Consider the following 25,786-nt stretch of genomic DNA (forward strand, 5'->3'; position numbering starts at 1 on the left):
CGGTGACCCGCCTCCGCGCATTCCTCGCGTGGGCTCCGCGAGAGATCGCTGGTTTCCTCGGGGCCCTGCTGCTCATTTCCTTCGTCACATTCATTGCGGTGCGGGTAGTGAGTGGCGACATCGCGCTGAAGGCCCTTGGTCGAGAGGCGACGCCCGGGCAGTTGAGTGCCTTCCGGGAGACGCACGGCCTCGACGACCCGATGCTTGTGCAGTATTGGGACTGGCTACGCGGTTTCGTGTCCGGCAACTGGGGCCAGGATCTGATCAGTGGACGCGGCGTTTTCGCCAGCATCGTGAGTCCGTTCGCGTACACCGTCGTCCTTGCTGTCGCAGCTCTGGCGGCCAGCATTCCCCTGTCCATGATCCTCGGCGTCGCATCAGCTCTAAGGATGGGGGACGCTCGGGATCGGACGCTGATGACCATGAGTATCGTCACTGTTGCCACACCCGAGTTCGTGATTGCCGTCGGCGGGATCCTGGTTTTCGGCGTCTGGCTCAAACTGCTCCCAGTCGACAGCACGGCGTTGACGTACGAGGCGCCGTTCTTGGACAAGTTCTGGGCGTTTCTCTTGCCATGGGCGACACTCGTGATCGCGCTGACCGCGTATTTCTATCGGGTGGCGCGGGCTTCCTGCTATGACGTGCTGAAGAGCAAGTATGTGGAGGCGGCTCGGCTGCGTGGGTTCGGGCAATCGTTCCTTATCCGTCGGTACGTCATTCGTAACTCGGCCGGGCCGTTGATCAACGCGGTCGCGATCGGCGCGGTCCACCTCATCGGCGGTGTTGTGCTCGTGGAACAGGTTTTCGGATATCCCGGACTCGGTCAGGCGCTCATACAAACGGTCACCGGGGGCAGTCTCAAGATCGTCCAGGCGATCGTCGTTGTGCTGGCGGCAGTGTTCCTGCTCATCGGGGCGGTAGCCGACCTCGCCGTGAAGTACGTGGTCGGGCCGACCGGTCGTCAGTCGATGGATGCCAGGTAATGCGGGGCCGATCGTTTCCGCGCCTCTCTTGGGAGGCAGTCGTGGGCGCCGTGCTGTTGACCGCGACGCTCGCGGTCGTCGTCGTGGGACCGTTGGTGACCCCCTATTCGCCGACGCAGGTGGCGGTTGCTGCGCCCAACCTCTCGCCCTCTGCCGATCACTGGCTCGGTACGGACTGGCTGGGGCGGGACGTGTTCTCCCGATTCTTGGCCGGGGGTCGGGAGGTGCTGCTCCTGCCCTTCATCGCGGTGGTGTTCGCGTACGTGGTCGGAGGCATGATCGGCATTTACGCGACGCTCCGTGGCGGCTGGGTCGACGCTGTCATCGCGCGGGGCTTCAACCTCCTCTTGGTGCTGCCCCCGATGCTCCTGGGACTGGTGGTTCTTGGCGCTGCCGGAAGTTCGCGGCTCGCGATGGGGGGTCTTCTGGCCCTCGTGTCGCTTCCGCGTGCCGGACGCGTGATCCGAGGTGCCGCACAGACGGTGGCAGGGTCGGAATATGTGATGGCCGCCGTGGGGCGGGGCGAACACTCCCTCTACATCGTGAGGCGAGAGCTGCTTCCCAACATCGCGCTGCCAGTGCTCGCCGATCTCGGCGTGAACCTCACCTACCAGATCATCTTTGCCAGCAGCCTGAGCTTCCTCGGTTTCGGTGCCCAGCCGCCGACCGCCGACTGGGGAAGGATGGTCGCCGACTCTATCCCCATGCTGACAACCACACCCCTCGCCGCGCTCGTGCCCGCCGTCGGCATCGCGCTGGCCGCCATTTCGGTCAACCTGCTCGCCGAGGCGTTGGCGCAACGTCTCGGCGGCAACCGGGGAACCCGCCTGGGTAGAGGACGATCGCGTTCAGTGATCTCCGCACGCACCACGAATGTCAAGGCGGTGTGAGACATGCGGGTCGAGAACCTTCAGATTCAGTACCGGGGCCAGTCAGCCGCAACGGTCCGTGGCGTCAGCTTGGAATTGCGTCCAGGCCACATCATGGGCCTGGTCGGAGAGTCCGGCTGCGGGAAGTCGACGCTCGCGCGGACTCTCATGGGGATGCCGCCGGAGGGCGCCGAGATCGTCGACGGACGCATCCTGCTCGATGGAGTCGATTTGTTGAGACTGAATCCGGCGGACCTGCGGGCCTATTGGGGCATGCGGATCGCTTACATCAGCCAGGATCCCTCGTCGGCCTTGAACCCGACCCGGACCGTTCGAAAGCAGATCCTCGACACCCTAACCTGGCACGGTAGGTCACGGGGCGCGGAGCGTGCGCAGCGGCTCGGCGAGACACTCGCAATGGTGGGCTTCACGGAAGCCGAGAAGAACTTGCTGGATCGCTTCCCGAGCCAGCTTAGCGGCGGCCAGCGTCAGCGGCTGGCCCTGGCCACCGCCTTGGCCTGCAACCCACAGGTCCTGATCCTGGACGAGCCGACGACGGGCCTCGACGTCTCGACGCAAGCACGTCTGGTGGCCCTGCTCAAAGCGGCGATTTCGGCCACGCAGACCGCCGTGCTCTGGGTCAGCCACGACCTGGCCCTCATGAACGAGGTCGGTTCGGAGATCGCGGTCATGTATGCCGGGCAGGTGGTTGAGCGCGGCCCGGCAAAGCTCGTGTGCGCGAAGGCCAGACACCCTTATACACGGGCCCTGCTCGCGGCCACGCCCAACGTGCGGACCTCGGCACTCTCGAAGGGAATTCGGGGCCAGGTCCCCGATCCCTTCCATGCAGAGGGGTGCGGCTTCCGTGATCGCTGCGACTTCGCCGTGGTGGCGTGCGACACGGGGAACATCTCCATGTACGACATCACGCCGAAACATGAGGCGCGCTGCCTCCGTCTCGACGAAATCGAGGAAGGGAACCGCGACGACGTCGACGCGAGTCCCGGTCGGGGGCTGGTGCGGCCCACCGTCGACACCCCGGTGCTGAGGGCGAAAAACCTGGTGGTGGCGTATCGCGGCGCACGGACCAGAGCGTTGGACGATGTCTCACTCGAGCTCTGGCCGGGCGAGATCCTGGGTGTCGTCGGCGAGAGCGGCAGCGGCAAGTCGACCCTGCTGCGCGCCCTGGGCGGCTTCACTCCCGTTGATTCAGGTGAGGTCCGACTCGACGGGGTCACACTGGCCCCGAGAATCGAGAAGCGTTCGCGGAAGCACCGCCGACGGGTTCAGATGATCTTCCAGCATGCGGATCAGGCCCTCAACCCTCGGCACACCGTGCGAGAGATCCTGGGACGCGCGCGCTATGTCACAACCCAGTCGCGGGATGTCCAGACAGACGTCACCGAGTTGCTGCATCGGGTCCGGCTCTCCGCGAGCCTCCTCGATCGCTACTCGGGCGAGCTCAGCGGTGGGCAGCGGCAGCGGCTCGCGATCGCACGTGCGCTTGCCGTCGATCCGGAGGTTCTGCTGTGCGACGAGATCACCTCCGCGCTCGATGTCTCTGTTCAGGCCGCCATCCTGAACCTCGTTCGCGATCTGGTGGACGGGCAGGGCCTCAGTGCGATCTTTGTCAGCCACAACCTCGGTGCAGTGCGGTCGATCTGTGACCGCACGGCCGTCATGCAACAGGGTCAGGTGGTCGAGTTGAATGCCAGCGACGACGTCTGGGACGGGCCGACCCATGCCTACACCAAACACCTGATCGAGGTGACGCCGCTGCTGACCTGACTCGCGAACCACGTTGATGCGGTGCTGTGCGCAGATGCCGTGTCGTCAATCAAATTGTCACCGGTTACCACCACGCAGAGAAGTGAGGTAAGTCCGTTGTCCGAATTTCCACGCGAGGAGAGCACGTACTCCTTCGCCAGCCGGCCCGTTCGATACACCTGGTACTGCGACGTTGCACCCGGGGTGCGGAAGCAGGATGTCGACGACTTCCTCCTGGGCGCCGCCAAGGACCACTGGACGAACGAGCCGTACTGCCGAAGCTACGAGGTGTACGGGAACTTCCTTGCCGGCAGCCCCGATCGGATGGTCGTCATGGAGGTCGACGACATGGCGTCGCTTCAGGGTGCGTTCGCTCTGCCCGTCCGAGGTGACCTCCAGCCGGCGTTCATGCGGTTGACCGTCAATCGTCGGGCGAGCCTGTACCACCGGATGTACCCGGACTACACCGATCTGTCTTCGTAGTCCGCGAGAGCAGCTCGCTGGGCGGCGCCTCGACAGGCCCCGCCCGGCGAGCGCCAGCGCTCCGGTGTCACGGTGCTGGGGTCTGTACCACCGGATGTACCCGGACTACACCGATCTGTCTTCGTAGTCCGCGAGCGCCAGTTGAACGCACGCATTGAGGTAACGAGTCACTGCGCGTTCTCGCCCTTCGAACACCATCGACCTGTTGAGGTTGCCGATGCGCTATCGGATGCTTGACGGAACCGGCCTAGAGGTTTCGGAGCTCTGCTTGGGATCTGCGACCTTCGGTGTCGCGCCGGTGGCCGAGGCGGCGATCGCGCTGGTGCATCGTGCGATCGACGCCGGCATCAACTTCATCGACACGGCGAACAGCTATGGCAACCAGAGCAGGTTCGACCGGGCGGGCGTGGTGGCGGCACCTCACCGGGCATGGGCCGAGGAAATCCTCGGAACCGCACTCATGGGGTGTCGCGACAGAGTGGTGCTGTCCTCAAAGGTCGGCGAACCCGTCGGATCCACCCCGAACTCTGGCAGTTGGGAGGGCGGCGGACTGACGCGGCGCCACATCGTCGGGCAGTTGGAGACGACCCTCCGTCGCCTGGGAACGGACCATCTCGACATCTACTACGCACACCACCCGGACCCCAAGACACCTGTCGAGGAGTGGCTCTCGACCTTCGATGACCTGATCCGGGCTGGCAAGATTCGGCACTATGCGCTCTCCACCTTCACCGGATGGCAACTCATGGAGTCCGTGTTGTCTGCGCGGCCACGCGGGTTGCGTGCGCCGGCCTGCCATCAAACCCGATACAGCGTGGTCGACCGCTGGGTGGAGCGAGAGGTGCTGCCAGCATCGCGCCACGGCCACCTCAGCACGGTTGTGTTCAGCCCCCTCGCGGGTGGTCTCCTCACGTCGTCATACGGGAGTGCCTTGGTGGGTGCCTCGAGGTGGGGCGGGCCGGCCCCATCGCTGGCAACGGAAGCTGCGGTGCGGCGGTGTCACGACCTGGCGAGAGATTGGGGTCGGCCGGTCGAGGAGCTCGCACTTGGGTGGCTGCTCGCTCGGCAGGACGTGGGGAGCCTGGTGGTTGGTCCGGAGTCGAGTGTCCAATTGGAGGAGCTGGTCGCGGCGACCGAAGCCTCCCTCTCCGCGGAGGAGCTTGCCGAGCTGGACGGTGTTACACCCCCACCAGAACCGTTCTGGCATGGCCAGAGTTGATCAAATCGGCCATCGGGCCGAGGCCGAGGCCGATGGCCCGGCGCGCCTTCCGGCTACCCCTTACCTGTGGCGTTTGCTCTGCGGTGATCAGTCGTGACGGAAGGCGGGGATCCCGGTCAATGCCTGGCCGATGACGAGGGTGTGCATCTCGGCGGTGCCCTCGTAGGTGAGGACGGACTCGAGGTTGTTGGCGTGTCGCATGACGGGGAACTCGAGGCTGATTCCGTTGGCGCCGAGGATGGTTCGGGCGGTGCGACAGATCTCGATGGCCTTGGTGATGTTGTTGTACTTGCCGACGCTGACCTGCTCGGGACGCAGCGTGCCGGCGTCCTTGCGGCGGCCGAGGTGCAGCGCGAGGAGCTGGCCGCCCGCCAACTCGACGGCCATGTTCGCGAGTTTGGCCTGGGTCAACTGGAATCCCGCGATGGGCTGGCCGAACTGGTGGCGCTGCATGCTGTAGATGCGGGCGGCATCGAGGGAACTGCGGGCCGCGCCGAGCGCGCCCCAGACGATGCCGTAGCGGGCCTCGTTGAGGCACGAGAGCGGTCCCTTGAGCCCGCGCACGTCGGGGAAGACGGCGTCAGCGGGCAGGCGCACGTTGTCCAGGACGAGCTCGCTGGTGACCGAGGCGCGCAGCGACATCTTGTGCTTGATCTCCGGGGCGGAGAATCCGGGCGTGTCGGTCGGGACGACGAAGCCGCGGATGCCGCCGTGCTCCTCACCGGCGTTGGCCCACACGACGGCGACGTCTGCGATGGACCCGTTAGTGATCCACATCTTGGCGCCGTTCAGAACCCAGTCGTCGCCGTCCTTGCGGGCGCGGGTGCGCATCGAGCCGGGGTCGGAGCCGTGGTCGGGCTCGGTCAACCCGAAGCAGCCGATGACTTCGCCGGCGGCCAGTTGTGGCAGCCACTGCTCCTTCTGCTCCTCGGTGCCCCAGCGCCAGATCGCGCACATTGCCAGCGACCCCTGCACAGACACGAGGGAGCGGATACCGGAGTCGGACGCTTCGAGCTCCAGGCAGGCCAGGCCGTAGTCGACCGCGCTCATACCGGCGCAACCGTATCCGGTCAGGTGCATGCCCAGCAGGCCGACCTGCCCGAACTCCTTGGCCAACTCGCGCGCCGCGGGCAGCTCGCCGCGCTCGAACCAGTCGGCGATGAAGGGGTCGACGAATCGCTCGCATACCTGCCGCACGGTGGCGCGGATTGCCTTCTCCTCGTCGGTCAGGACGTCGTCGATGCCGACCAGGTCGGTCGGGTCGAGCCTGCCCTTAGGGGCTGTTGCGGACATGCGGTCACCTCTGGTCAGTCGTGGTCGTGGGGGCGGTCGGGGTGGGTCGGTCCGCGCCGAGCCAGGCGCGCACGTCATCGGTGTGCGTGCCGAGTTCCGGCGGTGGCGTGGGCGTCGCGATGCCGTATGCCGCCCACTTGATCGGGTGCCGTACCTGCCGCGCGTGTCCACCGCCGAGGTCGACGGTCGGCGCCAAGCCCAAACTCTCGGCTAGGGCGATGCCACCGCCGATCGTTTTCACCTGCCCGGCCGGTACTTGCGCGTTGTTCAGGACGTCGGCCCAGTACGCGGCCGGTGCGGTGATCAGGACACTCTCCAGCCGGTCGACGAGTTCCAGCCGGTTCGTGACGCGGGCCGGGTTTGTGACGAACCGCGGGTCGTCCGGCAGAGCGCTCAGCCCCAAAGCGGAGGTCAGCCGGCGGAACTGCTCGTCGTTGCCGCACGCGACCGCGAGCAGCCCGTCGGCGCAGCGCAGCGTTTCGTAGGGTGCGATCGATGGGTGGCGGTTGCCCGTGGGGACCGGCTCGATCCCGGTGGCCAGTTGGGCCTGGGCCTGGTTCGCGAGCGCCCCGAGGAGGCTCGTTAGGAGCGTGACCTCGAGGCGGTCACCGCGACCGGTGCGAGTTCGGGCTGTCAGGGCCGCGAGGATGCCGATGACGGCGTCCTTGCCCGTGAGCACGTCGACGAGGGCGACACCGGCCTTGGTCGGCTCCCCGCCGGGGTGGCCGGTGATGCTCATCAGCCCCCCGACGGCCTGGACGATGAAGTCGTAGCCGAGCAGCCCGGCCCCCTCGGCCGACCCAAACCCGCTGATCGAGCAGTAGACCAGCCCGGGGCTGGCCGGGGCGAGGTCCTCGTACGACAGACCGAGTCGGGTCATCGTGCCCGGCTTGAAGTTCTCGATGACCACGTCCGCCCGCTCGGCCAGGCGCCTGGCGGTGGCCAGGTCATCCGGGTCGCGCAGGTCGAGGGCGACCGACTCCTTCGACCGGTTGGCGCTGGCGAAATAGGTCGACGCGTGCTCGGTGAACGGCGGCCCCCACGAGCGCGTGTCATCACCGGCCCCCGGGCGCTCCACCTTGATGACCCGGGCCCCGAGATCAGCCAGAGTCATCGTCGCCAGCGGCCCCGCGAGCACCCGGCTGAAGTCGGCGACGACGATACCGGCGAGTGGCAGTTCGACGGTGGGAGCGGGACTGCCGTCCACGGTCGGGTCAGCCGCCTCGGTGACGGTCTCGGACTGGGTCACCGTCCGGTCCTCACAACGGGCAGGCCCCACGGGTTGTCGTCGCGCAGGAAGGCGGGCAGGTACGCCTGCGGCACATTCTGGAAGCAGACCGGGCGGGTGAACCGGAGCAGGGCTGCGGAGCCGACGCTCGAGGCGTCTGGGCGAGAGGTTGCAGGCCATGGCCCGCTGTGGTGCATGCCCCAGCTCGTCGCGACCCCGGTGGGCCAGCCGTCGGCGACAACACGGCCGACCTGGCGGGAGATCGTCTCGACGGCCGCAGCCGCATCGGGGTCGTCCTGGCCCGAGGTCATGACGCCGCCGGCGAGCGAGGGCTGCAGCCGGGCCACCGCGGCGAGGGCGTCGTCGAATGAGGCGTACTCGGCGACCAGGGCCACCGGGCCGAAGCACTCCTCCAGCAGGAACGAGCCGGGCTGGAGTGTGTCGAGGTCGACCCGCAGGGCCGCCGGGTACGCGGCGAGCCCCGTCTCACCACCTTCTTTGCCCTCACCGAGCGCCGTCGCACCGGCGTCGACCAGCCGCGCGAGCCCGTCACGGTAGCTGTCCGCGATGCCCTGGGTCAGCAGCCACCCGAGGGTCACCCTCGAGATGAGTGTCCCGACAGCCTCGGCGATACCGGAGCCCTCCGGGGCGAGCAGGAGCCCCGGCTTCGTACAGAGCTGCCCGTGGCCCAGGGTGAACGACGCGACGAAACCGGCGGCGACCTGCTCCGCCGAGGCGTTCCCTGCCGCGGCGGCCGACGGCGTCACGACGACCGGGTTGACCGTGCCCATCTCGGCGAAGACCGGAATCGGGCGCTCACGCTGCACGGCCCGGTCCACGAGCGCGAGCCCGCCACGCCGCGACCCGGTGAAAGCGACCGCGGTGATCGCCGGCGCGTCAACGAGCGCAAGCCCGGCCTTGAACCCGGAGACGAGGCCGAACGTCCCGTCCGGCGCGCCCACCTCCCGCAGGACCGTGGTCGCGAGCTCGGCAAGAGCGAATGATAGGCGCGGGTGGGCCGGGTGGGCCTTGACGACGACACTGCATCCGGCCGCGATGGCCGAGCACGTGTCGTGGCCGAGCACCCCGAACCCGAAGGGAAAGTTGCTCGCCCCGAAGACCGCGACCGGCCCGAGGGAGACGTTGGCCCGACGCAGCTCGGTCGGCACGGGACCGGGGACCGTGTCGACGAGCGCACCGACCCAGTGCCCACTGGTGGCGACGGTGCCGTAGAACCGAGCCGACGCGGCGCACTTGGCGAGCTCCCCACTTAACCGCGGGTCGCCGAGGGCGGTCTCCTCGTCGGCGAGCGCGCAAAGCTCGTCAGCCTTCGTCTCGAGCTCGCGCGCAATCGCCTCGAGCCACGCCTGCCGGATCGCGGGTGGCGTCGCCGCGACCAGCGGGAACGCCTCCACCGCGGCCGCGACGGCCGTCTCCACCTCGGCGGGGGCGCTCTCGGCGGGCCCGTCGACGTGGTTGCCGGTGCGCGGGTGGTATGACACTGAGCGGGCGATCGTGGTCATGATGAGACCCCCACGGGGTCGGCCGCCGCAGCATGCTGGCGGACCGCGTCAGCGAGGACGTCGAGCGCGTCATTCAGCAGGTCGTCGTCGATGACGAGGGGCGGCAGGAGCCGGATGACGTTGCCGAAGGTTCCGCAGACGAGGACGAGAACACCCTGCTCGTGACACGTCCTGGCGACGGCGACCGCGGTGGCGGGAGCTGGCTCGAGCGAGCCGGGCCGGACGAACTCGACGGCGAGCATCGCGCCGCGTCCGCGTAGTTGGGCGACCCCGTGGTCGATGTCGACGAGGGGGCCGAGCGCGGTGAGCACGCGTTGCTCGATGGCCCGGGCCCGGCCGGGCAGGTCCTCCCGCTCGAGGATGTCGAAGACGGCAAGGGCGGCCTCGCAGGCGAGGGGGTTGCCGGCATACGTGCCGCCGAGCCCACCGGGCGGGACGGCAGCCATGATCTCGGAGCGGCCCGTGACGGCCGAGAGCGGCAGCCCACCGCCGAGGGCCTTCGCGGTGCACACCAGATCGGGCACGAAGCTGTCGTGCTCTGAGGCGAAGAGGGTGCCGGTGCGTCCCAGCCCGGCCTGGACCTCGTCACCGACGACGATGATCCCGTGGCGACGGGCCGCCTCGGCGAGGCGCAGCAGGTAGCCGTCCGGTGGGACGATGAAGCCGCCCTCACCCTGGATGGGCTCGATGACTACGCACGCGAGCTGCTCCGCGCCCACCTCGGCGACGAGGTCCTCGAATGCCTGCAGCGCCTCGTCGGCCGCCTCCTCCGGACTCGGGGTTTCGGGCCAGCGCACCAGGTCGGGGAACGGTGCGCGGTACACGTGGTCGGTCGGCAGGGGCCCGAAGCCGGTCTTGTAGGGCGTGTCCTTCGCGGTCATCGCGAGAGTGAAGAGGGTTCGACCGTGGTAGGCGTTGCTGAAGACTACGACACCGGGACGGCCGGTGGCGGCCCGCGCGATCTTGACCGCGTTCTCGACCGCCTCGGCGCCCGTCGAGAAGAGGGCCGTGGTCTTGGCGAAGTCGCCGGGGGTGTGCGCGTTGAGCCACTCGGCGACACGGACGTACCCTTCGTACTGCGTCACGAGAAAGCATGTGTGGGTGAACCGCTGCGCCTGCTCGGCCACCCGGCGGACGACCTCGGGGTGGCTGGCGCCGACGCTCGTGACCGCGATGCCCGAGGCGAGGTCGACGATCCGGTTGCCATCGACGTCGACGATGATGCCGCCCGCCATGCGGTCGACGAAGACGGGCAGCGTCCTGCCGAGGCCATCGGGCAGCGCGGCGTCGCGATCGGCCTGCAGCGCGAGAGACTTCGGGCCGGGGATCGCGGTCTGCAGGTGTCGGGTCTGGGGGACCGCTGCCGCGGCGGTCGCGGTGTCGTTGGACATGTGACTATCCTTCGTCGAGTTGGGGCAACGGTAAGGCGGCCGCGGCGGAGCTGTCGTCGGATGATGCATCCCAAATCGAGAAGATGGTGGACGATATCTCCATGACCACACTTGCCGGGCTCAGCCGGTCGTTGGGCGACGACCTGGCCCGGGTCGGATCGGTCGAAGCGGCAGACGAGCCGCTCAGCGGGGTGCACGTCAGCGAGCTGCGCGACCCCCGCCCCTATCTCGCGGGCGGTGAGCTGCTGCTCACCACCGGGATGAACCTGACTATGCACACGGCCCCGTTGCGCGCCTACGCGACCATGCTCGTCGGGCACGGCCTGCGTGGGTTGGCCCTCGGCCTCGGACCCGTCCACACACGGGTGCCCCCGGTGCTGGTCCGGGTCTGTAACGAGGCGGGACTGCCGCTCTACGTCGTGCCCGAACCGACGCCGTTCCAGCTCGTTGCACGGCGCTACTGGGAACTGCTCGCCGCTGCCGGCCGGGCAGACCTCGACCTCGCGCTCGGGGCACAGCGCGACCTCGTGCGAGCCGCGACCGACCGCAACCCCGTAGCCGCAGTCGTGCGCGTGCTCGCCTCTGCCATGGACGGGTGGGCAGCACACCTCGACCCCGACGGCTCGGTCGTGACGGTCTGGCCCCGAGCCAGCCGATCGAGCGCGAGCCAGGTCGGTGCCGAGGTCCGTCGTCTGCGGGCGGCCGGGCCACACACGGCCGCGACGTTCCCCCTCGGCGACCTCGACGTCGCGGTGCAACCGCTCTCCCGGAGCGGACGCCTGCGTGGCTTCGTCGCGACCGCCGAACGGCAGCCGGGGACCCCGCGCAACCGGCAGTTGCTCGTCACAGCGACCTCACTCCTCGCCCTCGCGGTCGAGCTGCGCCACACCGGAGTCCTGCGTCGCCGATCCGAGCGGGAGGCCGTCGCCGCGCTGCTCCTCGCCGGTCGCGTCACCGCCGCACACGAGCTCGTGACGGCCATGTCACTCGACGTCCTGCCGGGCGCTGCCCACCTTGTCGTCACGGGGCCGCTGGGACGCGACGCCGCCGACGAGCTCCTCGACGACTGTGAGCGCCACCATCTCCAGGTCTGGGGCCACTGGCGGGCCGACCGGCTGCGCCTGCTCGTGCCGGTGGGCAAGCTCGCGCAGGTGATGGCCCTGCCGCTGGGCGACAGGGGACTCGTCGCGACCGGCGAGCTGGCGCTCACGGCAGCGATGGGCGGGGCGATCGCGACCACCCTGCGCGGAGCCGAACGGATCCTCGCCAGCGTCGGTGCCTGCACCCGGGTCGACCTCACGGCCAGCCCCGAACCGGTCGACAGGGGGCGCCGCGACTGGCTCGCCCTCCAGGCGCTGGGACAGCCGGAGCTCGAGGCCGCCGCTGCCGCCTACCTGCGCCACCGCGGAAGCTGGGAACGCGCGGCCACCGAACTGAACTGTCACCGCAACACCCTGCGCCACCGCATCGCGGCGGTGCAGCGCAGGGCCGGCATCGACCTCGACGACCCCACGAGCGCGGCCGGGCTCTGGCTAGCTCAACTGGAGCTTTCCGCATCGGCAGGCATGCAAATGCGTCCGCTTGACGGCTTCGCGCTGCCTCGAGGCGACGCAACTGGATCAAGGCGACGGCTCCCGGAGGATACGTCGTCATCTTCCCCTCGTTGACCAACACCCGCGCGGACGTCGCGACCGAGAGGGTGAGGCATGCGCAGCTCATCATCAAATCGCTACGCCGAGGCGGGGCGTGAGGGCGGGGCATCGATGCGGCGTGCACCCAGGCGTCCAGCAGGGGGCTGCGACGTCCGTACCGCCCTTCGAGACGAGGTCCCAACCGCGTCTCGCTGCGGGGGATCAGCGGAGATGATGTCGTCGAGGGCTTGGTGCCATGTCGTCGCCGCGGGTGGGTGCCGAGCTGAGGACAGCCTCACTGCGTTGACGGGGCAGAACTCGGCGGTCGAGCAGTCACCCAGCGCCGCGGCGTGGAGGAGGCAGCGGACGGCCTGCTCGGTAGACGCCTGTCAGAAGCTCGATTCCGCTGTGCCGGAAGCGGTGGCCGTGAGCGCTTCGGCCCTGACCACGGCTACGTGGGGTGGCTACGTCGGGTCCTTGCATCCACGGATCGGCGATGAGCGGGTCGCCGAGCGTATCGCCCGAGCGAGGCCCTGGGGCGAACACCGCAACCGGGCCGTGCGCCCTGCGCGACCTCAGCGTTGTGACGAGGTTGTCGGGCCGAGTGCTCGCGACCAGGACCGTGCCGGCCAGCCCGGCATCGACCCAGGTCACGGCCGCGACGCCGAAGTTGCAACTCACACGGTCCGACTCGAGGCGGACCGCCATGATCGTCTTTATCGACTGTGCACCATCGGGTCCGACCCGGCGAGCGTAAGGGCGATGTCGATGATCATGTCTTCCTGGCCCCCGACCAGCCGCCGACGGCCGCACTCCATGAGGATTTCGCGCACATCTACGTCGTACTGAGCCGCGGCACGTTCCGCGTGGCGTAGGAACGAGGAGTAGACGCCAGCGTAGCCAAGGGTGAGGGTCTCGCGGTCGACGCGCACCGGGCGGTCCTGCAACGGCCGCACGATGTCGTCAGCGGCATCCTGTAGCTTGAACAGATCGCAGCCGTGCTGGAAGCCGGAGATGTTGGCGACGGCGATGAATGCCTCGATCGGACAGTTGCCGGCACCGGCCCCGTGGCCGGCCAGCGAGGCATCGACCCGGTGGACGCCGCTCTCGACGGCAACGACCGAATTGGCAACGCTGAGGGAGAGGTTCTCGTGGGCGTGGATCCCGATCTCGGTCGACTGGTCGAGCACGTCGCGGTAGGCCCTCACCCGAGCGGTGACGTCGTTCATCGTGAGGCGGCCGCCCGAGTCGGTCACGTAGACGCAGTGTGCGCCATAGGACTCCATCAGCTTGGCTTGCTGCGCGAGTGCGGCGGGCTCGGCCATGTGCGAGAGCATGAGGAAGCCGGAGACGTCCATGCCGAGATCCCGGGCCGCCGCGATGTGCTGGGCAGAGATGTCGGCCTCGGTGCAGTGCGTGGCGATGCGTACTGACCGCACGCCCAGGCCGTACGCGTGCTTGAGCTCGTGGATCGTCCCGACCCCGGGTAGCAGCAGCGTGGTGAGGCGGGCGCGGCGCAGCACGCTCGCGGCTGCCTCGATCCACTCCCAGTCGGTGTGGGAGCCCGGCCCGTAGTTGACCGACCCGCCGGCCAGTCCGTCGCCGTGGGCGACCTCGATCGCGTCCACGCCGGCATCGTCGAGGGCGAGCACGATGCGCTGGACGTCCTCGGGGGTGATCCGATGGCGAACGGCGTGCATGCCATCGCGAAGGGTGACGTCCTGGACATAGACCGACGGCGTTTTCATGCGTTCACCTCCTGTAGTCGCTCGGCGACCTGCAGGGCGGCCGATGTCATGATGTCGAGGTTGCCCGCGTAGGCAGGTAGGTAATGCGCGGCGCCCTCCACTTCGAGGAAGACCGACACCTGGTGGGTCGGCCTGCGCCCATCAGCGTCGAGCAGAGTCCGCACGGGCTGGTCCTCAGGAATCTCGGTGACCTGTACCTGCTGCTTGAGCCGGTACCCTGGGACATAGACCGCGACATCAGCGACCATCTTCTCGATGCTTCGCCGGATCTCACTCGCGACGTCGGGTGCCGCCTCCAACGCGTCGACGAGCGCGAACACCGTGTCGCGCATGATCAGCGGCGGCTCGGCCGGGTTGAGGATGATGATCGCTTTGCCCCGCTGTGCGCCGCCGACCTGCGTGATCGCCGCGGACGTCGTTTCGGTGAACTCGTCGATGTTCGCCCGAGTGCCGGAACCGGCGCTCTTCGACGCGATCGACGCGACGATCTCGGCATACGGCACCGGCACAACACGGGAGATCGCCGCGACCACCGGGATGGTCGCCTGACCGCCACAGGTCACCATGTTCACGTTCGGGGCGTCCAGGTGCTGATCGAGATTGACCGCAGGGATGACGTACGGGCCGATCGCCGCCGGCGTCAGGTCGATGAGCCGCTTACCGAACGGTGCGAGCCGGCTTGCGTTGTACTCGTGCGACTTGGCGCTCGTCGCGTCGAAGACGATCTCGATCTCGTCGAAGTTCGGCAGTCTGATGAGGCCCTCGACGCCGTCATGGACCGTCGGCACCTTCATCCGCGCCGCCCGGGCGAGGCCGTCGGAGCTCGGGTCGATGCCGACCATCGCGCCCATCTCCAGGTGCTGCGCGGTACGGAGGACCTTGATCATCAGGTCTGTGCCGATGTTGCCCGACCCGATGATCGCGACCTTCGTCCTGCTCATGCTCACTCCTTGCTGAAGTTGAGGGTCACCGAGCCAAGGCCGGTAATCGTGGCGGCGGCGGTGGCGCCGGGGGCGACGGCGCGCATCGGCCCGAGAGCGCCCGACAGGACGATCTGGCCGGAGACGAGGGGGTAGCCGAACTCGCGCGCCTGAAGCGCCAGCCATCGGAGCGCGAGGAGCGGGTCGGCCAGACAGGCGGTGCCGGTGCCGGTCGACTCGTCTTGCCCGGTGACAGTCATGGTCATCGCGACGTCCTTGGGCCTGAACTCCGCGAGCGTCTTGCGGTCGTTTCCCAGCACGTACACGCCTGCCGAGGCGTTGTCGGCGACGGTGTCGACGAACGTGATGTCCCAGCCGTCGATGCGGCTGTCGGCGACCTCCATCGCCGCCACCGCGTAGTCGACCGCGGCCGCGACCTGGTCCAGCGAGAGGTCCCCCACGGCGAGGTCGTCCTTCAGCACGAACGCGACCTCGGCCTCGATCCGTGGCTGCATCAGCCGGTCGTAGGGCACCGTCTCGCCATCGGCGTACTGCATGTCGTCGAAGAGAATCCCGAAGTCCGGCTGGTTGACCCCAAGTTGCTGCTGCACGGCTGCCGAGGTGAGACCGATCTTGCGCCCCACGACGCGAGCACCGCCAGCGCGGCGCTGCGCCGCAATTGTGTCCTGGACGGCATAAGCCAGTGCGAGGTCGTCACTTCCGATGAGGTCGCGGACAGGCGAGCAGGCGACGCCAGCGGCGGCGGCCGTCCTCAGCCGCCGGGCTGCGGCCTCGACCGCGTCGCGGGTAGGGGCTTGCGTCATGCGGTCACTCTCGCCGTCGAGCTCACTCGCAACAAGCGTTCGTATCACTCAGTGATACGGTGCCGTGATGAGCCCGACGGGCGACCTCGACACCGCGCTGGGCAAGCGGTAACAATCCTGCGTGCCTTCGGCGTCGAGGTTGGTCAGCACAGCGCCAACGGCAAGCCATAACAGACCGAGTGAGGGCTGATAGTTTCCGGATATGTCGATCATCGTTTGCCCCGCCGCCGCGTCCGACATCCCATGACGCCGAACCTGCGCCGGTCTGTCCGTATCGTTCCAGGTTCAGGCCACGCAGCACCGGCGATGCGACGCCGAGCGGGTAGAACGGCACTGAAGTGGTCCATGACGTGGCCCGAGGCGAAGATCTCGCTGGAATGGACGGCCCCGCCGGCGTTCGGTCCGGCTTCGAGCACCGGCACGCTCCAGCCCTCGTCGGCGAGCAGGTTGGCCGCGACCAGGCCGTTGTGGCCGGCGCCGATGACCACCGCGTCGTACATCCGTCCAGTCACCCTGCCGTTCTTCCCTGCTCTGCCTGAGGTACTCGCCGCATCCGGCAACGCGCACGGTCGTCGGTTCAGGTGAACAGCGTGCGGAGCAGGACGCCGTTGAGCACGATGACCGATGCTGCCGTGACCGCCGCGAGGAGCGTGGTGGGGGGTCGGTTGGCGTGCTCGCCCATCAGGCGCCGCGACGCCGTGAACATGACGAGCGGGATCAGGGCGAACGGGATGCCGAAGGAAAGCACCACCTGCGACATGACCAAGGCCCGGGTCGGTTCGAGTCCGGCGGCGAGCACGACCATCGCGGGCGCGAGCGTCAGCAGCCGCCGCAGCCACAAGGGGATCCGCCGGTGCAGGAATCCCTCCATGATGACCTGGCCCGCGTAGGTGCCGACGCCGGACGAGGCGAAACCGGAGGCCAGCAGGGCCAGCGCGAAGGCGGTGGCGGCCGTCTCGCCGGCAAGGGTTCCCAGCCCGTCGTGGACCTGCTCCAGCGTGCCGGCGCCGGTGCCGGCGCCGGAGAACAGGGCGGCCGCGATGATCAGCATGACCGCGTTGATCAGTCCGGCCAGGCCCATCGCGACACCGATGTCGGTGCGCAGCCAGCCCATGACGTAACGGTGGCTCCGGACGCTGCGCGCCGTCGCATAGCGCTCGTCCGTCGTCAGCGCGGAATGCACGTAGACGGCGTGCGGCATGACCGTCGCGCCGAGGATCCCGGCGGCCAGCAGCACGGATCCGGTGCCCTCGAACCGCGGTAGCAGGCCGCCCGCCACCCCGGCGGCCTCGACCGGCGCGTGCGTGAGGTCGTAGCCGAAGCCGACCAGCACGACGAGGAGCAGCCCGCAGACCACCCTCTCGAACCGCCGCGGCCGGCGGGTCCGGATCATCGCCAGCACGACCGCGACGACGCCGGTGACGACACCACCGAGCGTCAGGGGCAGGTCGAAGAGCAGCCAGAGTGCCACGGCGCCGCCGAGGACCTCCGCCAGGTCGGTTGCCATCGCGACGGCCTCGGCCTGTAGCCACAGCGGGATGCTCACGAACCGCGGGAGGTTGTCGCGGCAGGTCTCGGCGAGGCCGGATCCCGTGACCAGGCCGAGTTTCGCCGACAGGAACTGGATGAGCACCGCCATGACGTTCGCCGCGACGATGACCCAGACCAGCAGGTAGCCGTGGCTCGCGCCGCTGGTGAAGTTCGTGGCGAAGTTGCCGGGGTCGACGTAGGCCACGGCCGCCACGAACGCCGGTCCGAGCAGCCGGATCCCGGCCCGGCCGGACGTCGTTCCCGGCCGCTGTGCGGTGACGCCGGCCGCGGTCACCGTGTCCGCCCGTGGCGGCGCACGAGGCGGTAGGTGAGCACGCCGGTGAGGACCGCGGTGGAGAGCCCGGCGTGCTGGGCGTCGGCCGGGAGGCCGGCGACGGCGGAACCCAGGAACAGCAGCAGCACTGCCACCGACGCCGTGTCCGCGCCGCCGTACGGCTGCGCACTCATGTGACTTCCCGCCGGATCGGCCCGTGTATCGGCGCCGGGCAGCTACCCGCGAGGTGGACGTCTGGTTCAACGAGGACCTGAAGCAGGCCAACGAGGTCTGCGACTGGATGCCGCTCGTCGGCGACGCCTCCCGGCGGGACGAGGTGATCCATCAGGTGGCGACCACGCCGCTGTACATGGCGCTCACCGGCGGAGGTCCGGACATGGTCAATTCGGCCGGCACGCCCTGGAGCGGCGGCTAGGTCAACGCCAACGGCGACCCGACCGTCGACGTGCGCAGCAACATCGCCGCGGAGTCCCGTGCGAAGATCGTGTACGAGTACCTGAAGCAGTTCACCGACGATCCGGGCGTGCAGGACACGTTGACGTTTCTGATGACCCGGGAAGTGGCGCACTTCCAGCAGTTCACCGCGGCACTCAACGAACTGCCCGTCAATTTCCCGCCCGGGCGCCTGCCCGGTGACGACCGCTTCCAGAACCTGACGTTCAACATGTCGGACTCGGGCTCGACGCGGGGGCCGTGGAACGAGGGCCAGGGACCTTGCCCGGTCGGCACGGAATGGCGCTACGTCGAACGGCCCACCGAGTGGATCGGTTCGGCCGAGCGGAGCAACCGGGGCGGGGAAGCCGGCGTCGAAGGCACTCCGGCCGTGCGCGGAACGCCGCCGTTCGTCCACCAGGAGCACGTGGCGGTCCGGGGCGCCGGCGCGTCCCGCTGAACGGCGCGGCTACATCGGGTGGTGCCGCGACATTACAGGCGAGGCCGGGAGAACCCATCGGAGCCGTCGACAACGCCGGCCCCGCATCGATTGGATCGCTGGTGACCATCGGCGGACATCGGACGTTCGTCCGTACCGACGGTCGCCGGCGGTGGTCGATCGGCCTGCCGCTCGGCAGTAACGGCACAGATTCCGGTCGACGGCGCCCGGTGCGCTCGCGCTCGGCATCCTCTTCACTACTGTGCGATCGCGCCGACGTGCGGGCTGTCACTGGGCAAGGGCATGTTCGCCGCAGCGAAGGCCGATGTACGGTCGCTGACCGCCTTCGAGGTGGATCTGTTCGGCTGGATGGCCTTGATGGTGTTGTGTTCCTACCAGGTCCCAGATGCACCCGGGCAGCGCGGTGTACCGGTTCCTCATGCAGGCCGGCATGGCGCTCGGCTTCCTTACCGCCTACCCGGTCAGCATCTGGCTGATCAGGAAGGGAATCAAAGAAGCGGTGCGGACCGTGCCGTTCACGTCCAAGTCTCGTACATTGGGGCTGCTCCCGCTTGGCCGCCGTAGGCCCGGCCGGGGCTGACACGGGGTCATATGTGTAGCCCATCGGTCTCTGCCGCCGTCGACGGCGTCCACCGGCCCGCAACGCGTCGTGCCGCGGACGTTCCAGCCAGTTCGCCTGCGGTGGCGGTCATTTTTGCCCGGATCTCCTCGGCCAGACGCTCGGAGGCGCCGCCGGCCTTGCGCAGCCGCCGCAGTCCAAGCGCGCCGAGTGCCACTGCACTGGCCAGGTAGCCCGCGGTGAGACCGGCTGCGGCTAACCGCCGGGGAAGGACGGCGTCGAGCAGACGGAGCAGCGTCGTCGATGCCGCCCCAGCCGCCAATGCCGTGCAGCCGCCGGCCGCCGCCATCAGGAGCCCGCCTCCGGCGGTCCCGCGGATGGCGGCCGTCCATTCGTCACGGAGCCCGGACAGTTCCTCGCGAATCAGGCCGGCCAGGTCGTTCGCGAGCTGGTCGCCGGCTGCCCGATTGTGGCCGGTCGTGGTGCCTGCGGTACCGCCTTCGGACATAATGCCGTCCTCCCTGCAGCGTTACGCGCGGCGCTCGGCCGGTTCACAACCTCGGGTCGGCGGCCGTGCGGTACGGATCCGTTCCCACTCGGTGCGGCCGTACACCTCAACACCCTGCCCATGTTCGAGCCTCGGGACGTTCATCCACCCGGGCGGGGCGCATCGGCGAGATCGGCTGTGCGGTCCCTGCGGTTGGTGGGTAGGACCCGGGATGTCCCGCTCCTACTCGAGAAGGAGGGACACGATGGGTGCCGATGACAAGATCCGCAACAAGGCCGAAGAAGCGGCCGGCAAGGTGAAGGAGGGCGCCGGCCGCGCCACCGACGACGAGCAACTCGAGGCCGAGGGCCGCTCGGACCAGGCCGGTGCCAACCTCAAGCAGGCCGGTGAGAAGGTCAAGGACGCGTTCAAGTCCTGATCGCTGGCTTCACCGCCGCCACGTGGGGCGGCGCCGCCGCCCTACGTGGCCGACGGCCCGGGTTTCACCCGGGATGGACGAGGGTAGCCACCACCTGCACGAACGCCGACAAGTCGGCGTCGACGAGTTCCGATGTGGGCCTTGGCGCCGACGGCATCATGGGGCAGGTGACCAAATGCCAGGGACCAAAGAGCGGCTGATCGAGGTCGTCAGCACCGCAGCCGGGGCGGCCGATCCCAAGACCGGGCTGGCCAAGGCGAAGTCGAAGGTGATGTCCACGCGGACCGTCGTGGTGGCCTGTTGCCTGCTGGTCACGTACCTCGCCGGCCGGCGCGCGGCCTGCCGCGGGAGAGGCTGACAGCCGGTATTTCCGGAGCGCTGCGCGCTCGACCGTGCCCGTCGATGCTGCCGACGCTGGTTGAGTGCCCACCGTCCGGGTAGCGCCGTACCGTCTCGTACGGCGTGGATGGAGGCTTCCGATGCCACAGGTTTCCGACTTCGTGCTCGACCGCCTTCGGCAGTGGGGTGTTCATTGAGTGTTCGCCTATCCCGGCGACGGCATCAACGGCATGCTCGGTGCGTTCGCCCGGGCCGGCAACGATCCGGAGTTCATCCAGCCCCGGCACGAGGAGATGGGCGCCTTCATGGCGTGTGCCCACGCCAAGTTCACCGGCGAGGTGGGGTGTTGCATGGCGACCTCCGGGCCGGGCGCGATCCATCTGCTCAACGGCCTGTACGACGCGAAGATGGACCACCAGCCGGTGGTCGCGATCGTCGGGCAGCAGAAGCGGATGTCGCTCGGCGCCCATTTTCAGCAGGAGGTCGGACTGGAGTGCCTGTTCGCCAACGTCTCGGCGTATTCGCAGACCGTGATGGATCCGGCACAGGTACGCAGTGTGATCGACCGGGCCTTCAAGATCGCGTTGACCGATCGGAGCGTGGCGGCGGTCATCATCCCGGAGGACTGCAGGAAGCGGAAGCCGTGCCCACGCCGTCCAAGGAACATGGCGCGGTCTTCAGCGGCGTCGGCTGGAGCAGGCCAAGGGTGCTGCCGGATGAGGACGAGCTACGGAAGGCGGCGGACATCCTCAACGAGGGCCGCCGCGTCGCGATGCTCATCGGCCAGGGCGCCGCGCATGCGGGGCCGGAGGTGGTAGAGGCCGCGGAACTGCTCGGGGCGGGTATCGCGAAGGCCTTGCTCGGCCGTGACGCGTTGCCCGACTCGCTGCCGTTCGTGACCGGTCCGATCGGGCTGCTCGGTTCCAAACCGAGCGACGACATGGTGATGAACTGTGACGTCCTGTTCATGATCGGTACCAGCTTCCCGTACGGAGAGTGGCTGCCGCCGGACGGGCAGGCCAAGGGCGTCGAGATCAACATCGACGGCCGGCTGATCGGGATGAGCTATCCGGTCCAGGCCAACCTCGTCGGCGACTCCAAGGAGACGCTGCGCGCGCTGAACCCGATGCTCAAGCGCAAGGCCGACCGCGGCTGGCGGGAAGGGATCGAGAAGAACGTCCGGGAATGGAACCGCATCCTGCACGACCGTGCCAGCCAGCACTTCTTCGGCAAGATCAATCCGCAGGCCGTCGCGCACGAGCTGTCGTCCAGGCTGCCCGACCGCTGCATCCTGACCGCTGACTCGGGCTCGTCGACGAACTGGTGGGCCCGCCACATCGAGATCCGCGAGGGAATGCAGGCGTCGCTGTCGGGCACGCTCGCGACGATGGGCCCCGGTGTGCCGTATGCGATCGCCGCCAAGCTGGCCTATCCGGACCGACCGGTGATCGCGTTCATCGGCGACGGCGCGTTCCAGATGAACGGCATGAACGAGATGATCACCTGCAAGCGGTACCTCGACCGGCTCGGCGGATCGCCGCCACTCGTGTTCGCGGTGTTCAACAACCAGGACCTCAACCAGGTCACCTGGGAGCAGCGGGCTGAGGCCGGAGACCCCCGGTTCCCGGGTTCGCAGTACATCCCGGACGTACCGTACGCCCGCTACGCGGAACTGCTCGGGCTGCGCGGCGTGTACTGCGAGGAGCCGGCCAAGGTGGGACAGGCCTGGGACGAGGCGTTGAACGGCTCGTGAGATCCACTTCGCTTCCGCCCTGCAGATGAAGTTCGACTTCTGCCGTGACCCTCGCGCGCTCAGCTATCACCCGCCCGCGCGCTTGGTCGATTGGGTCGGGTCCGGGTGGCATCGCCGGTGGACGCGGCGGACGCTGCCGGGCAGGTCGAGGTCGATGTTGCTCGACAGCCTGGATGACCTGCTCGGGTGTCACCACCAGATTGGCGGGGTCGAAAATGGTCCGTGCGAACGGTGTTGCCAAGTCCTCCAGGCCGGACCGTAGGGCGGCACTTAGGTACTGCTCGGGCAATAGCATTGAGAAGTCTGTTGCGCGGCGCTGAAAATGAGCATGAACGCGGCGTTGAGGGTGAGGACGTGGCGGAGTGAGAAGACCCCGCCGGGCGGGTGCCGGGCGGGGTCTTGGTGTTCAGGGTGCGTGCGTGGTGTTCAGTCTGCCGTGACTTCGGCGACGGCGGCGCGGGTGGAGGATTCATCGACGATGGTTTTGTCGGCGGTGTAGGCGGCGATGAGGGCTTGGACAGCGAGGTTGTTGACGGCGCGGGGGTAGCCGCGGCTGGTTTGGTGGATCAGGGCGGTGGCGTCGTCGGAGAACAGGGTGTCGGAGCGTCCGGCCAGGGCGAGGTGGTGGCGTAGATAGCTGCTGGTTTCCTGGTCGGTCATGGGTGGCATGGTGTAGCGCAGTCCGATGCGCTGGTCCAGGGCGGCCAGGACGCCGAGTTTCATGCGCCGGCGCAGCGTGGGTTGCCCGACCAGGAGGCAGGCGAACGGGCTGCGGCTGTCCATGTCGTGGTTGGTCAGCATGCGAATGGATTCCAGTTGCGGGTGGTCGAGCAGGTGGGCTTCGTCGAGGATCAGGACGGGGATGCGTCCGCGTTCGGCGTGCTCGGTGGCGAGGGCGTCGGCGGCTTGGGGGACGAGAGTGGCGTGGTGGACGCGGGGTTGGCCGCCGAGGGCCAGGACGATCTGGTGGTGGATGCCGCGGACGCCGATGGTGGGGTTGGGCAGGTAGATGATGGTGTGCCGGGTCGCGTCGAGGGCGGCGAGCGCTGCGCGGATGGCGACGGTTTTCCCGGCGCCGACCTCACCGGTGATCACGCCGATGCGGTGTTCGGTGATGCACCAGGTGATCCGGGCGACGGCTTCGCCGTGGGCCGCGTGGCGGTGCAGCATGCCGGGGGCGAGGTCGCGGCCGAACGGCATGCGGGTGAACCCGTAGAAGCCTTGCAGTTTCTCGATCATGTTGGGTCCTCGCCGGGGGTGTCGGGGTAGTGGCGGGTCAGGCGGGCCAGCAGCGTGCTCTTGGCGGCCTGGTAGGCGGCCCGTTCGGCGGGGTCGGCGCTGCTGCGGGCGTCGCTGAGGGCCCGGGCCCAGGCCAGCAAGCCGGCGATCTCGGTGGTGCCGGGCTGTCCACCGATGTCGGTGCTCATGGTGTGTCCGTGGGCTGGTGTCGGCTGGTAACCGTGTGGTCGGTCAGGGCGGTGTAGTTGATCTGTTCGCCGAGATGCCGCTGGTGTTGCTGGTCGACCAGCCGTAGGTAGTTGATGCCGGTCGCCACCGGCGGCTCAGCTGGTGTTTCGGGTCGGGCTTTGGGATGGGCATGACGGCCGATGCGGTGCGGGATGGCCAGGCCCATCGGTTTGCCCTGGGCGCGGACTTCGATGGTGGTCAGGTCGAACGGGTCGAAGACCAGCTCGACCCGGCGGCCGGTCAGGATCGGATCGACCTGGTAGGTGTTGCCGTGCAGGCTGACGGTGGCGGTCTTGGTGACCGTGCGGTACTCGGCCCACAAGAACGCCTCGGCCAGATCGGTCGGGGCGGGCAGCGGTAGCGGCCGGTCTGACCAGTGGGTTTGCCATCGGCGCAGCGGTGCCTGCCCGGTTTCGGAGTGCACCTGACGGTGGTAGACGGTCTCGGTCCACGCGGCGAACAACCGGTTGAGGGTGAGCAGGTCGTCGACCAGATGCCGGCCGGGCTGTGCGGCGGCCACGGCCGGTTCGCCGGTGACCTCGACGAGGAACTGATCCCGCACCGTGCGGAACAGCCGCTCGATCTTCCCGCGGCCCTGCGGCCGGCCGGGGGTGGAGTGGGTCAGCTTGATACCGAGCTTGGCGCAGGCCCGCAGCAGCCACGCATCGACGAACGCGGACCCGTTGTCGACATAGATCGACTCGGGGACGCCGCGGGATGCGAGGGCGGGACGCAGCGCCGCTGCCAGCCGGACGGTGTCCTCGGCGTGCCCGAACCGGTATCCGGTCAGCAGCCGGCTGTGATCATCAACAAACGCGAACAGGTAGGTCTTGCGGCCGGCCACCACCGGCCCGTGCAGGGCGTCGCCGGTCCACAACTCGTTCGGGCGTGCCGCCTCGAACCGGCCGAACACCACCGCAGCCCCGGCGGCCGCCGGCAGAGTGTCGGCCAGCCCGATCCGGTGGAAGTACCGGCGCAGCGTGGTCTCGTCCGGAGCCCAGCCCAGCTGCGCGCGCAGGATCCGGGCGATCCCGACCGGAGTGCGGGCCGGGTTCTCCCGTTTCAGGGCTACCCCCAGCTCCATCACCTCGCCCGGGGTGCGTGAGCTCGGCTGACGCGGGCTGGGCACCAACGCGTCGAACCCGCCGCGGCGCCAGTCCCGGATCCACCGATCGAGCGTCTGCCGCGACACCCGCACCGGCCGGCCGAACGGGCCCATGTGCTCGACCGCCGCGATCTGCCGGACCAAGGCCCCCCGCTCCTTGAACGAATGCGCCGGATCCGCCGCCTCACGGATCAACTGATAGCGGAACAACCCGACCGCGCGGGCCCGCTCAATGCGCTTGCCGTCTTCCTCATGAGCTGCCATTTGCGGCATCGCCTCCTCACCACTGACCACACAGGACAGTTCGTGAGGATCACCGACTCGACCGAAGCCACGTCAGAGTCAACTCGTGTTGATCAACTCAGGCAGGCCAGCCCGGCGCCAACAACCGGCCACCCGACATGGCCGACACCCACACCCACGACGGCACCCCGAACACCCCCAAACGGGTGACCGCCGCCGTCACCGCCGCGTCGATCACCGCCAGCGCGTCCGCCCACGCCCCGCCCGCCGGCGCCGGTATCACCGGATCCACGGCCACCGCCCGCAGCAGCACGGTGAACTGCCGCCGCACCGCCTCCGCCCGAGCGGCGAACCGCCGCACCCAGCCCCGCACCGTCTCCGGTGGGCGCCCCAGCCACCCAGCGATCCGCCGGAACCCCACACCAGCAGCCCCTGGCCGTCAACGCAGCCCCGATCACGACCACCGCGTCCGCCCGGCGCAGCAGCCACTGCACCGGCAGCAGCACATGCGTCACCCCGCACCCGGTGCACCGCGCTCGCCGGGGACACACCGGCACGGCACCCTCCTGCCCCCGAAGCCGCCGCGACCGGGCATACCCCCACCCCGCCAGGACACCCGAGCAGCCAGGGCAGACCAGCCGCCCCGCAACCAACCGCCGCTCGACCGCAGCGGCGTCACCGCCTACCGTGACCACGACGCCTCCACGCGTCACCGCACGGCCCTCCCGCAGCACTCCGGCCAAAGAGACAGCGGGAGGGCCGTCGCCTACCAGGACCTGATCACGGTGCCGCCGAACA

27 protein-coding genes and 1 pseudogene are annotated in these 25,786 nt (G+C 68.8%); 13 read left to right on the forward strand and 15 right to left on the reverse strand.

The genetic code is table 11. The features are described 5' to 3' along the window. The first annotated feature begins 2 nt into the window (after positions 1 to 2). The 5 genes from Drose_RS16915 (at position 3) to Drose_RS16935 (ending at position 5,321) form a co-directional block, all read left to right on the forward strand. Positions 3 to 983, forward strand: coding sequence for an ABC transporter permease (locus Drose_RS16915; protein WP_260729150.1), 981 nt, complete (start codon positions 3 to 5; stop codon positions 981 to 983). Positions 984 to 1,024: 41 nt separating this feature from the next. Continuing rightward, positions 1,025 to 1,873: an ABC transporter permease gene (locus tag Drose_RS16920; protein ID WP_260729151.1), complete on the forward strand. Its 849-nt coding sequence runs from the start codon at positions 1,025 to 1,027 to the stop codon at positions 1,871 to 1,873. 3 nt (positions 1,874 to 1,876) lie between these two features. Then, the gene (locus Drose_RS16925) at positions 1,877 to 3,640 is read left to right on the forward strand and encodes an ABC transporter ATP-binding protein (protein ID WP_260729152.1); all 1,764 of its coding nucleotides are present in this window, start codon (positions 1,877 to 1,879) and stop codon (positions 3,638 to 3,640) included. A gap of 96 nt (positions 3,641 to 3,736) precedes the next feature. Next, positions 3,737 to 4,102 carry a hypothetical protein gene (locus Drose_RS16930; protein ID WP_260729153.1) on the forward strand — a complete coding sequence of 122 codons (366 nt, stop codon included), beginning with the start codon at positions 3,737 to 3,739 and terminating at the stop codon, positions 4,100 to 4,102. Between the two features lie 205 nt (positions 4,103 to 4,307). Further along, positions 4,308 to 5,321: an aldo/keto reductase gene (locus Drose_RS16935; RefSeq protein WP_260729154.1), complete on the forward strand. Its 1,014-nt coding sequence runs from the start codon at positions 4,308 to 4,310 to the stop codon at positions 5,319 to 5,321. Between the two features lie 87 nt (positions 5,322 to 5,408). Here the strand turns inward: Drose_RS16935 and Drose_RS16940 are convergent, their stop codons facing one another. From Drose_RS16940 to gabT, 4 genes are read right to left on the reverse strand one after another with little or no spacing between them, the layout of a single operon-like run. Beyond that, a complete protein-coding gene (locus Drose_RS16940; protein WP_260729155.1) occupies positions 5,409 to 6,614 on the reverse strand; it encodes an acyl-CoA dehydrogenase family protein in 1,206 nt (401 codons plus the stop codon). 4 nt (positions 6,615 to 6,618) lie between these two features. Continuing rightward, the gene (locus tag Drose_RS16945; RefSeq protein WP_260729156.1) at positions 6,619 to 7,863 is read right to left on the reverse strand and encodes a CaiB/BaiF CoA transferase family protein; all 1,245 of its coding nucleotides are present in this window, start codon (positions 7,861 to 7,863) and stop codon (positions 6,619 to 6,621) included. After that, positions 7,860 to 9,365: an aldehyde dehydrogenase family protein gene (locus Drose_RS16950; protein ID WP_260729157.1), complete on the reverse strand. Its 1,506-nt coding sequence runs from the start codon at positions 9,363 to 9,365 to the stop codon at positions 7,860 to 7,862. Before Drose_RS16950 ends, Drose_RS16945 begins: the two co-directional genes overlap by 4 nt. After that, entirely contained in the window at positions 9,362 to 10,756 is a 1,395-nt protein-coding gene (gene gabT, locus Drose_RS16955) for a 4-aminobutyrate--2-oxoglutarate transaminase (protein ID WP_260729158.1), read from the reverse strand. Before gabT ends, Drose_RS16950 begins: the two co-directional genes overlap by 4 nt. A 101-nt stretch (positions 10,757 to 10,857) precedes the next feature. Here gabT and Drose_RS16960 point away from each other — a divergent pair, with 101 nt between their 5' ends. Continuing rightward, positions 10,858 to 12,423 (forward strand): PucR family transcriptional regulator, encoded by a 1,566-nt coding sequence (locus tag Drose_RS16960; RefSeq protein WP_260729159.1) that lies wholly within the window; start codon positions 10,858 to 10,860, stop codon positions 12,421 to 12,423. Positions 12,424 to 13,103: 680 nt separating this feature from the next. On the opposite strand, the gene dmpG is transcribed toward Drose_RS16960, so the two are convergent. The 6 genes and pseudogenes from dmpG to Drose_RS16990 all read right to left on the reverse strand — a co-directional run bounded on the left by dmpG (position 13,104) and on the right by Drose_RS16990 (position 17,877). After that, positions 13,104 to 14,135 (reverse strand): 4-hydroxy-2-oxovalerate aldolase, encoded by a 1,032-nt coding sequence (gene dmpG / locus Drose_RS16965; RefSeq protein ID WP_260729160.1) that lies wholly within the window; start codon positions 14,133 to 14,135, stop codon positions 13,104 to 13,106. Beyond that, positions 14,132 to 15,076: an acetaldehyde dehydrogenase (acetylating) gene (locus Drose_RS16970; RefSeq protein ID WP_260729161.1), complete on the reverse strand. Its 945-nt coding sequence runs from the start codon at positions 15,074 to 15,076 to the stop codon at positions 14,132 to 14,134. Before Drose_RS16970 ends, dmpG begins: the two co-directional genes overlap by 4 nt. A gap of 2 nt (positions 15,077 to 15,078) precedes the next feature. Further along, entirely contained in the window at positions 15,079 to 15,879 is an 801-nt protein-coding gene (locus Drose_RS16975) for a 2-keto-4-pentenoate hydratase (RefSeq protein WP_390891401.1), read from the reverse strand. A 268-nt stretch (positions 15,880 to 16,147) separates the two neighbouring features. Then, positions 16,148 to 16,379 (reverse strand): annotated as a pseudogene (locus Drose_RS16980) (FAD-dependent oxidoreductase); the annotation flags it as partial. A gap of 77 nt (positions 16,380 to 16,456) precedes the next feature. After that, positions 16,457 to 17,704: an Nramp family divalent metal transporter gene (locus Drose_RS16985; protein ID WP_260729163.1), complete on the reverse strand. Its 1,248-nt coding sequence runs from the start codon at positions 17,702 to 17,704 to the stop codon at positions 16,457 to 16,459. Then, positions 17,701 to 17,877, reverse strand: a complete 177-nt coding sequence (locus tag Drose_RS16990; RefSeq protein WP_260722682.1) for a hypothetical protein — start codon at positions 17,875 to 17,877, stop codon at positions 17,701 to 17,703. The genes Drose_RS16985 and Drose_RS16990 overlap by 4 nt, the downstream gene beginning before the upstream one ends. A 23-nt stretch (positions 17,878 to 17,900) precedes the next feature. Between Drose_RS16990 and Drose_RS16995 the strand changes: the two genes are divergently transcribed. From Drose_RS16995 to Drose_RS17005, 3 genes are all read left to right on the forward strand, one after another. After that, positions 17,901 to 18,119, forward strand: a complete 219-nt coding sequence (locus Drose_RS16995; RefSeq protein WP_260729164.1) for a hypothetical protein — start codon at positions 17,901 to 17,903, stop codon at positions 18,117 to 18,119. 30 nt (positions 18,120 to 18,149) lie between these two features. Next, the gene (locus Drose_RS17000) at positions 18,150 to 18,596 is read left to right on the forward strand and encodes a manganese catalase family protein (protein ID WP_260729165.1); all 447 of its coding nucleotides are present in this window, start codon (positions 18,150 to 18,152) and stop codon (positions 18,594 to 18,596) included. A 385-nt stretch (positions 18,597 to 18,981) separates the two neighbouring features. Further along, a complete protein-coding gene (locus tag Drose_RS17005) occupies positions 18,982 to 19,176 on the forward strand; it encodes a DUF4396 domain-containing protein (RefSeq protein WP_260729166.1) in 195 nt (64 codons plus the stop codon). Between the two features lie 7 nt (positions 19,177 to 19,183). Here the strand turns inward: Drose_RS17005 and Drose_RS17010 are convergent, their stop codons facing one another. Continuing rightward, positions 19,184 to 19,663 carry a phage holin family protein gene (locus Drose_RS17010; RefSeq protein ID WP_260729167.1) on the reverse strand — a complete coding sequence of 160 codons (480 nt, stop codon included), beginning with the start codon at positions 19,661 to 19,663 and terminating at the stop codon, positions 19,184 to 19,186. Between the two features lie 244 nt (positions 19,664 to 19,907). Between Drose_RS17010 and Drose_RS17015 the strand changes: the two genes are divergently transcribed. The 4 genes from Drose_RS17015 to Drose_RS17030 all read left to right on the forward strand — a co-directional run bounded on the left by Drose_RS17015 (position 19,908) and on the right by Drose_RS17030 (position 22,173). After that, the gene (locus tag Drose_RS17015; RefSeq protein WP_260729168.1) at positions 19,908 to 20,081 is read left to right on the forward strand and encodes a CsbD family protein; all 174 of its coding nucleotides are present in this window, start codon (positions 19,908 to 19,910) and stop codon (positions 20,079 to 20,081) included. Between the two features lie 175 nt (positions 20,082 to 20,256). After that, positions 20,257 to 20,439: a hypothetical protein gene (locus Drose_RS17020; protein ID WP_260729169.1), complete on the forward strand. Its 183-nt coding sequence runs from the start codon at positions 20,257 to 20,259 to the stop codon at positions 20,437 to 20,439. 178 nt (positions 20,440 to 20,617) lie between these two features. Further along, positions 20,618 to 21,238 carry a thiamine pyrophosphate-binding protein gene (locus Drose_RS17025; protein ID WP_260729170.1) on the forward strand — a complete coding sequence of 207 codons (621 nt, stop codon included), beginning with the start codon at positions 20,618 to 20,620 and terminating at the stop codon, positions 21,236 to 21,238. Beyond that, on the forward strand, positions 21,127 to 22,173 hold the full coding sequence (locus Drose_RS17030) for a thiamine pyrophosphate-dependent enzyme (RefSeq protein ID WP_260729171.1): 1,047 nt from the start codon (positions 21,127 to 21,129) through the stop codon (positions 22,171 to 22,173). The genes Drose_RS17025 and Drose_RS17030 overlap by 112 nt, the downstream gene beginning before the upstream one ends. 426 nt (positions 22,174 to 22,599) lie before the next feature. Here the strand turns inward: Drose_RS17030 and Drose_RS17035 are convergent, their stop codons facing one another. From Drose_RS17035 to Drose_RS17050, 4 genes are all read right to left on the reverse strand, one after another. Further along, a complete protein-coding gene (locus tag Drose_RS17035) occupies positions 22,600 to 23,412 on the reverse strand; it encodes an ExeA family protein (protein ID WP_260729172.1) in 813 nt (270 codons plus the stop codon). Beyond that, a complete protein-coding gene (locus Drose_RS17040) occupies positions 23,409 to 23,600 on the reverse strand; it encodes a hypothetical protein (protein ID WP_260729173.1) in 192 nt (63 codons plus the stop codon). Before Drose_RS17040 ends, Drose_RS17035 begins: the two co-directional genes overlap by 4 nt. Next, positions 23,597 to 25,009: a DDE-type integrase/transposase/recombinase gene (locus tag Drose_RS17045; protein WP_260729174.1), complete on the reverse strand. Its 1,413-nt coding sequence runs from the start codon at positions 25,007 to 25,009 to the stop codon at positions 23,597 to 23,599. The genes Drose_RS17040 and Drose_RS17045 overlap by 4 nt, the downstream gene beginning before the upstream one ends. Before the next feature lie 97 nt (positions 25,010 to 25,106). Further along, entirely contained in the window at positions 25,107 to 25,409 is a 303-nt protein-coding gene (locus Drose_RS17050) for a hypothetical protein (RefSeq protein WP_260729175.1), read from the reverse strand. Positions 25,410 to 25,786 lie beyond the last annotated feature (377 nt).

This window comes from Dactylosporangium roseum (assembly GCF_025264685.1).
Lineage (GTDB): Bacteria > Actinomycetota > Actinomycetes > Mycobacteriales > Micromonosporaceae > Dactylosporangium > Dactylosporangium roseum.

What these genes read in the sequence shown, in the direction of transcription:
- Drose_RS16925 (WP_260729152.1), top strand. Translation starts at nt 1,877, where the DNA reads ATGCGGGTCGAGAACCTTCAGATTCAGTACCGGGGCCAGTCAGCCGCA.
- Drose_RS16940 (WP_260729155.1), bottom strand. Translation starts at nt 6,614, where the DNA reads ATGTCCGCAACAGCCCCTAAGGGCAGGCTCGACCCGACCGACCTGGTC.
- Drose_RS16950 (WP_260729157.1), bottom strand. Translation starts at nt 9,365, where the DNA reads ATGACCACGATCGCCCGCTCAGTGTCATACCACCCGCGCACCGGCAAC.
- gabT (WP_260729158.1), bottom strand. Translation starts at nt 10,756, where the DNA reads ATGTCCAACGACACCGCGACCGCCGCGGCAGCGGTCCCCCAGACCCGA.
- Drose_RS16960 (WP_260729159.1), top strand. Translation starts at nt 10,858, where the DNA reads ATGACCACACTTGCCGGGCTCAGCCGGTCGTTGGGCGACGACCTGGCC.
- dmpG (WP_260729160.1), bottom strand. Translation starts at nt 14,135, where the DNA reads ATGAAAACGCCGTCGGTCTATGTCCAGGACGTCACCCTTCGCGATGGC.
- Drose_RS16970 (WP_260729161.1), bottom strand. Translation starts at nt 15,076, where the DNA reads ATGAGCAGGACGAAGGTCGCGATCATCGGGTCGGGCAACATCGGCACA.
- Drose_RS16975 (WP_390891401.1), bottom strand. Translation starts at nt 15,879, where the DNA reads ATGACGCAAGCCCCTACCCGCGACGCGGTCGAGGCCGCAGCCCGGCGG.
- Drose_RS16990 (WP_260722682.1), bottom strand. Translation starts at nt 17,877, where the DNA reads ATGAGTGCGCAGCCGTACGGCGGCGCGGACACGGCGTCGGTGGCAGTG.
- Drose_RS17005 (WP_260729166.1), top strand. Translation starts at nt 18,982, where the DNA reads ATGCACCCGGGCAGCGCGGTGTACCGGTTCCTCATGCAGGCCGGCATG.
- Drose_RS17010 (WP_260729167.1), bottom strand. Translation starts at nt 19,663, where the DNA reads ATGTCCGAAGGCGGTACCGCAGGCACCACGACCGGCCACAATCGGGCA.
- Drose_RS17015 (WP_260729168.1), top strand. Translation starts at nt 19,908, where the DNA reads ATGGGTGCCGATGACAAGATCCGCAACAAGGCCGAAGAAGCGGCCGGC.
- Drose_RS17020 (WP_260729169.1), top strand. Translation starts at nt 20,257, where the DNA reads ATGCCAGGGACCAAAGAGCGGCTGATCGAGGTCGTCAGCACCGCAGCC.
- Drose_RS17035 (WP_260729172.1), bottom strand. Translation starts at nt 23,412, where the DNA reads ATGATCGAGAAACTGCAAGGCTTCTACGGGTTCACCCGCATGCCGTTC.
- Drose_RS17040 (WP_260729173.1), bottom strand. Translation starts at nt 23,600, where the DNA reads ATGAGCACCGACATCGGTGGACAGCCCGGCACCACCGAGATCGCCGGC.
- Drose_RS17045 (WP_260729174.1), bottom strand. Translation starts at nt 25,009, where the DNA reads ATGGCAGCTCATGAGGAAGACGGCAAGCGCATTGAGCGGGCCCGCGCG.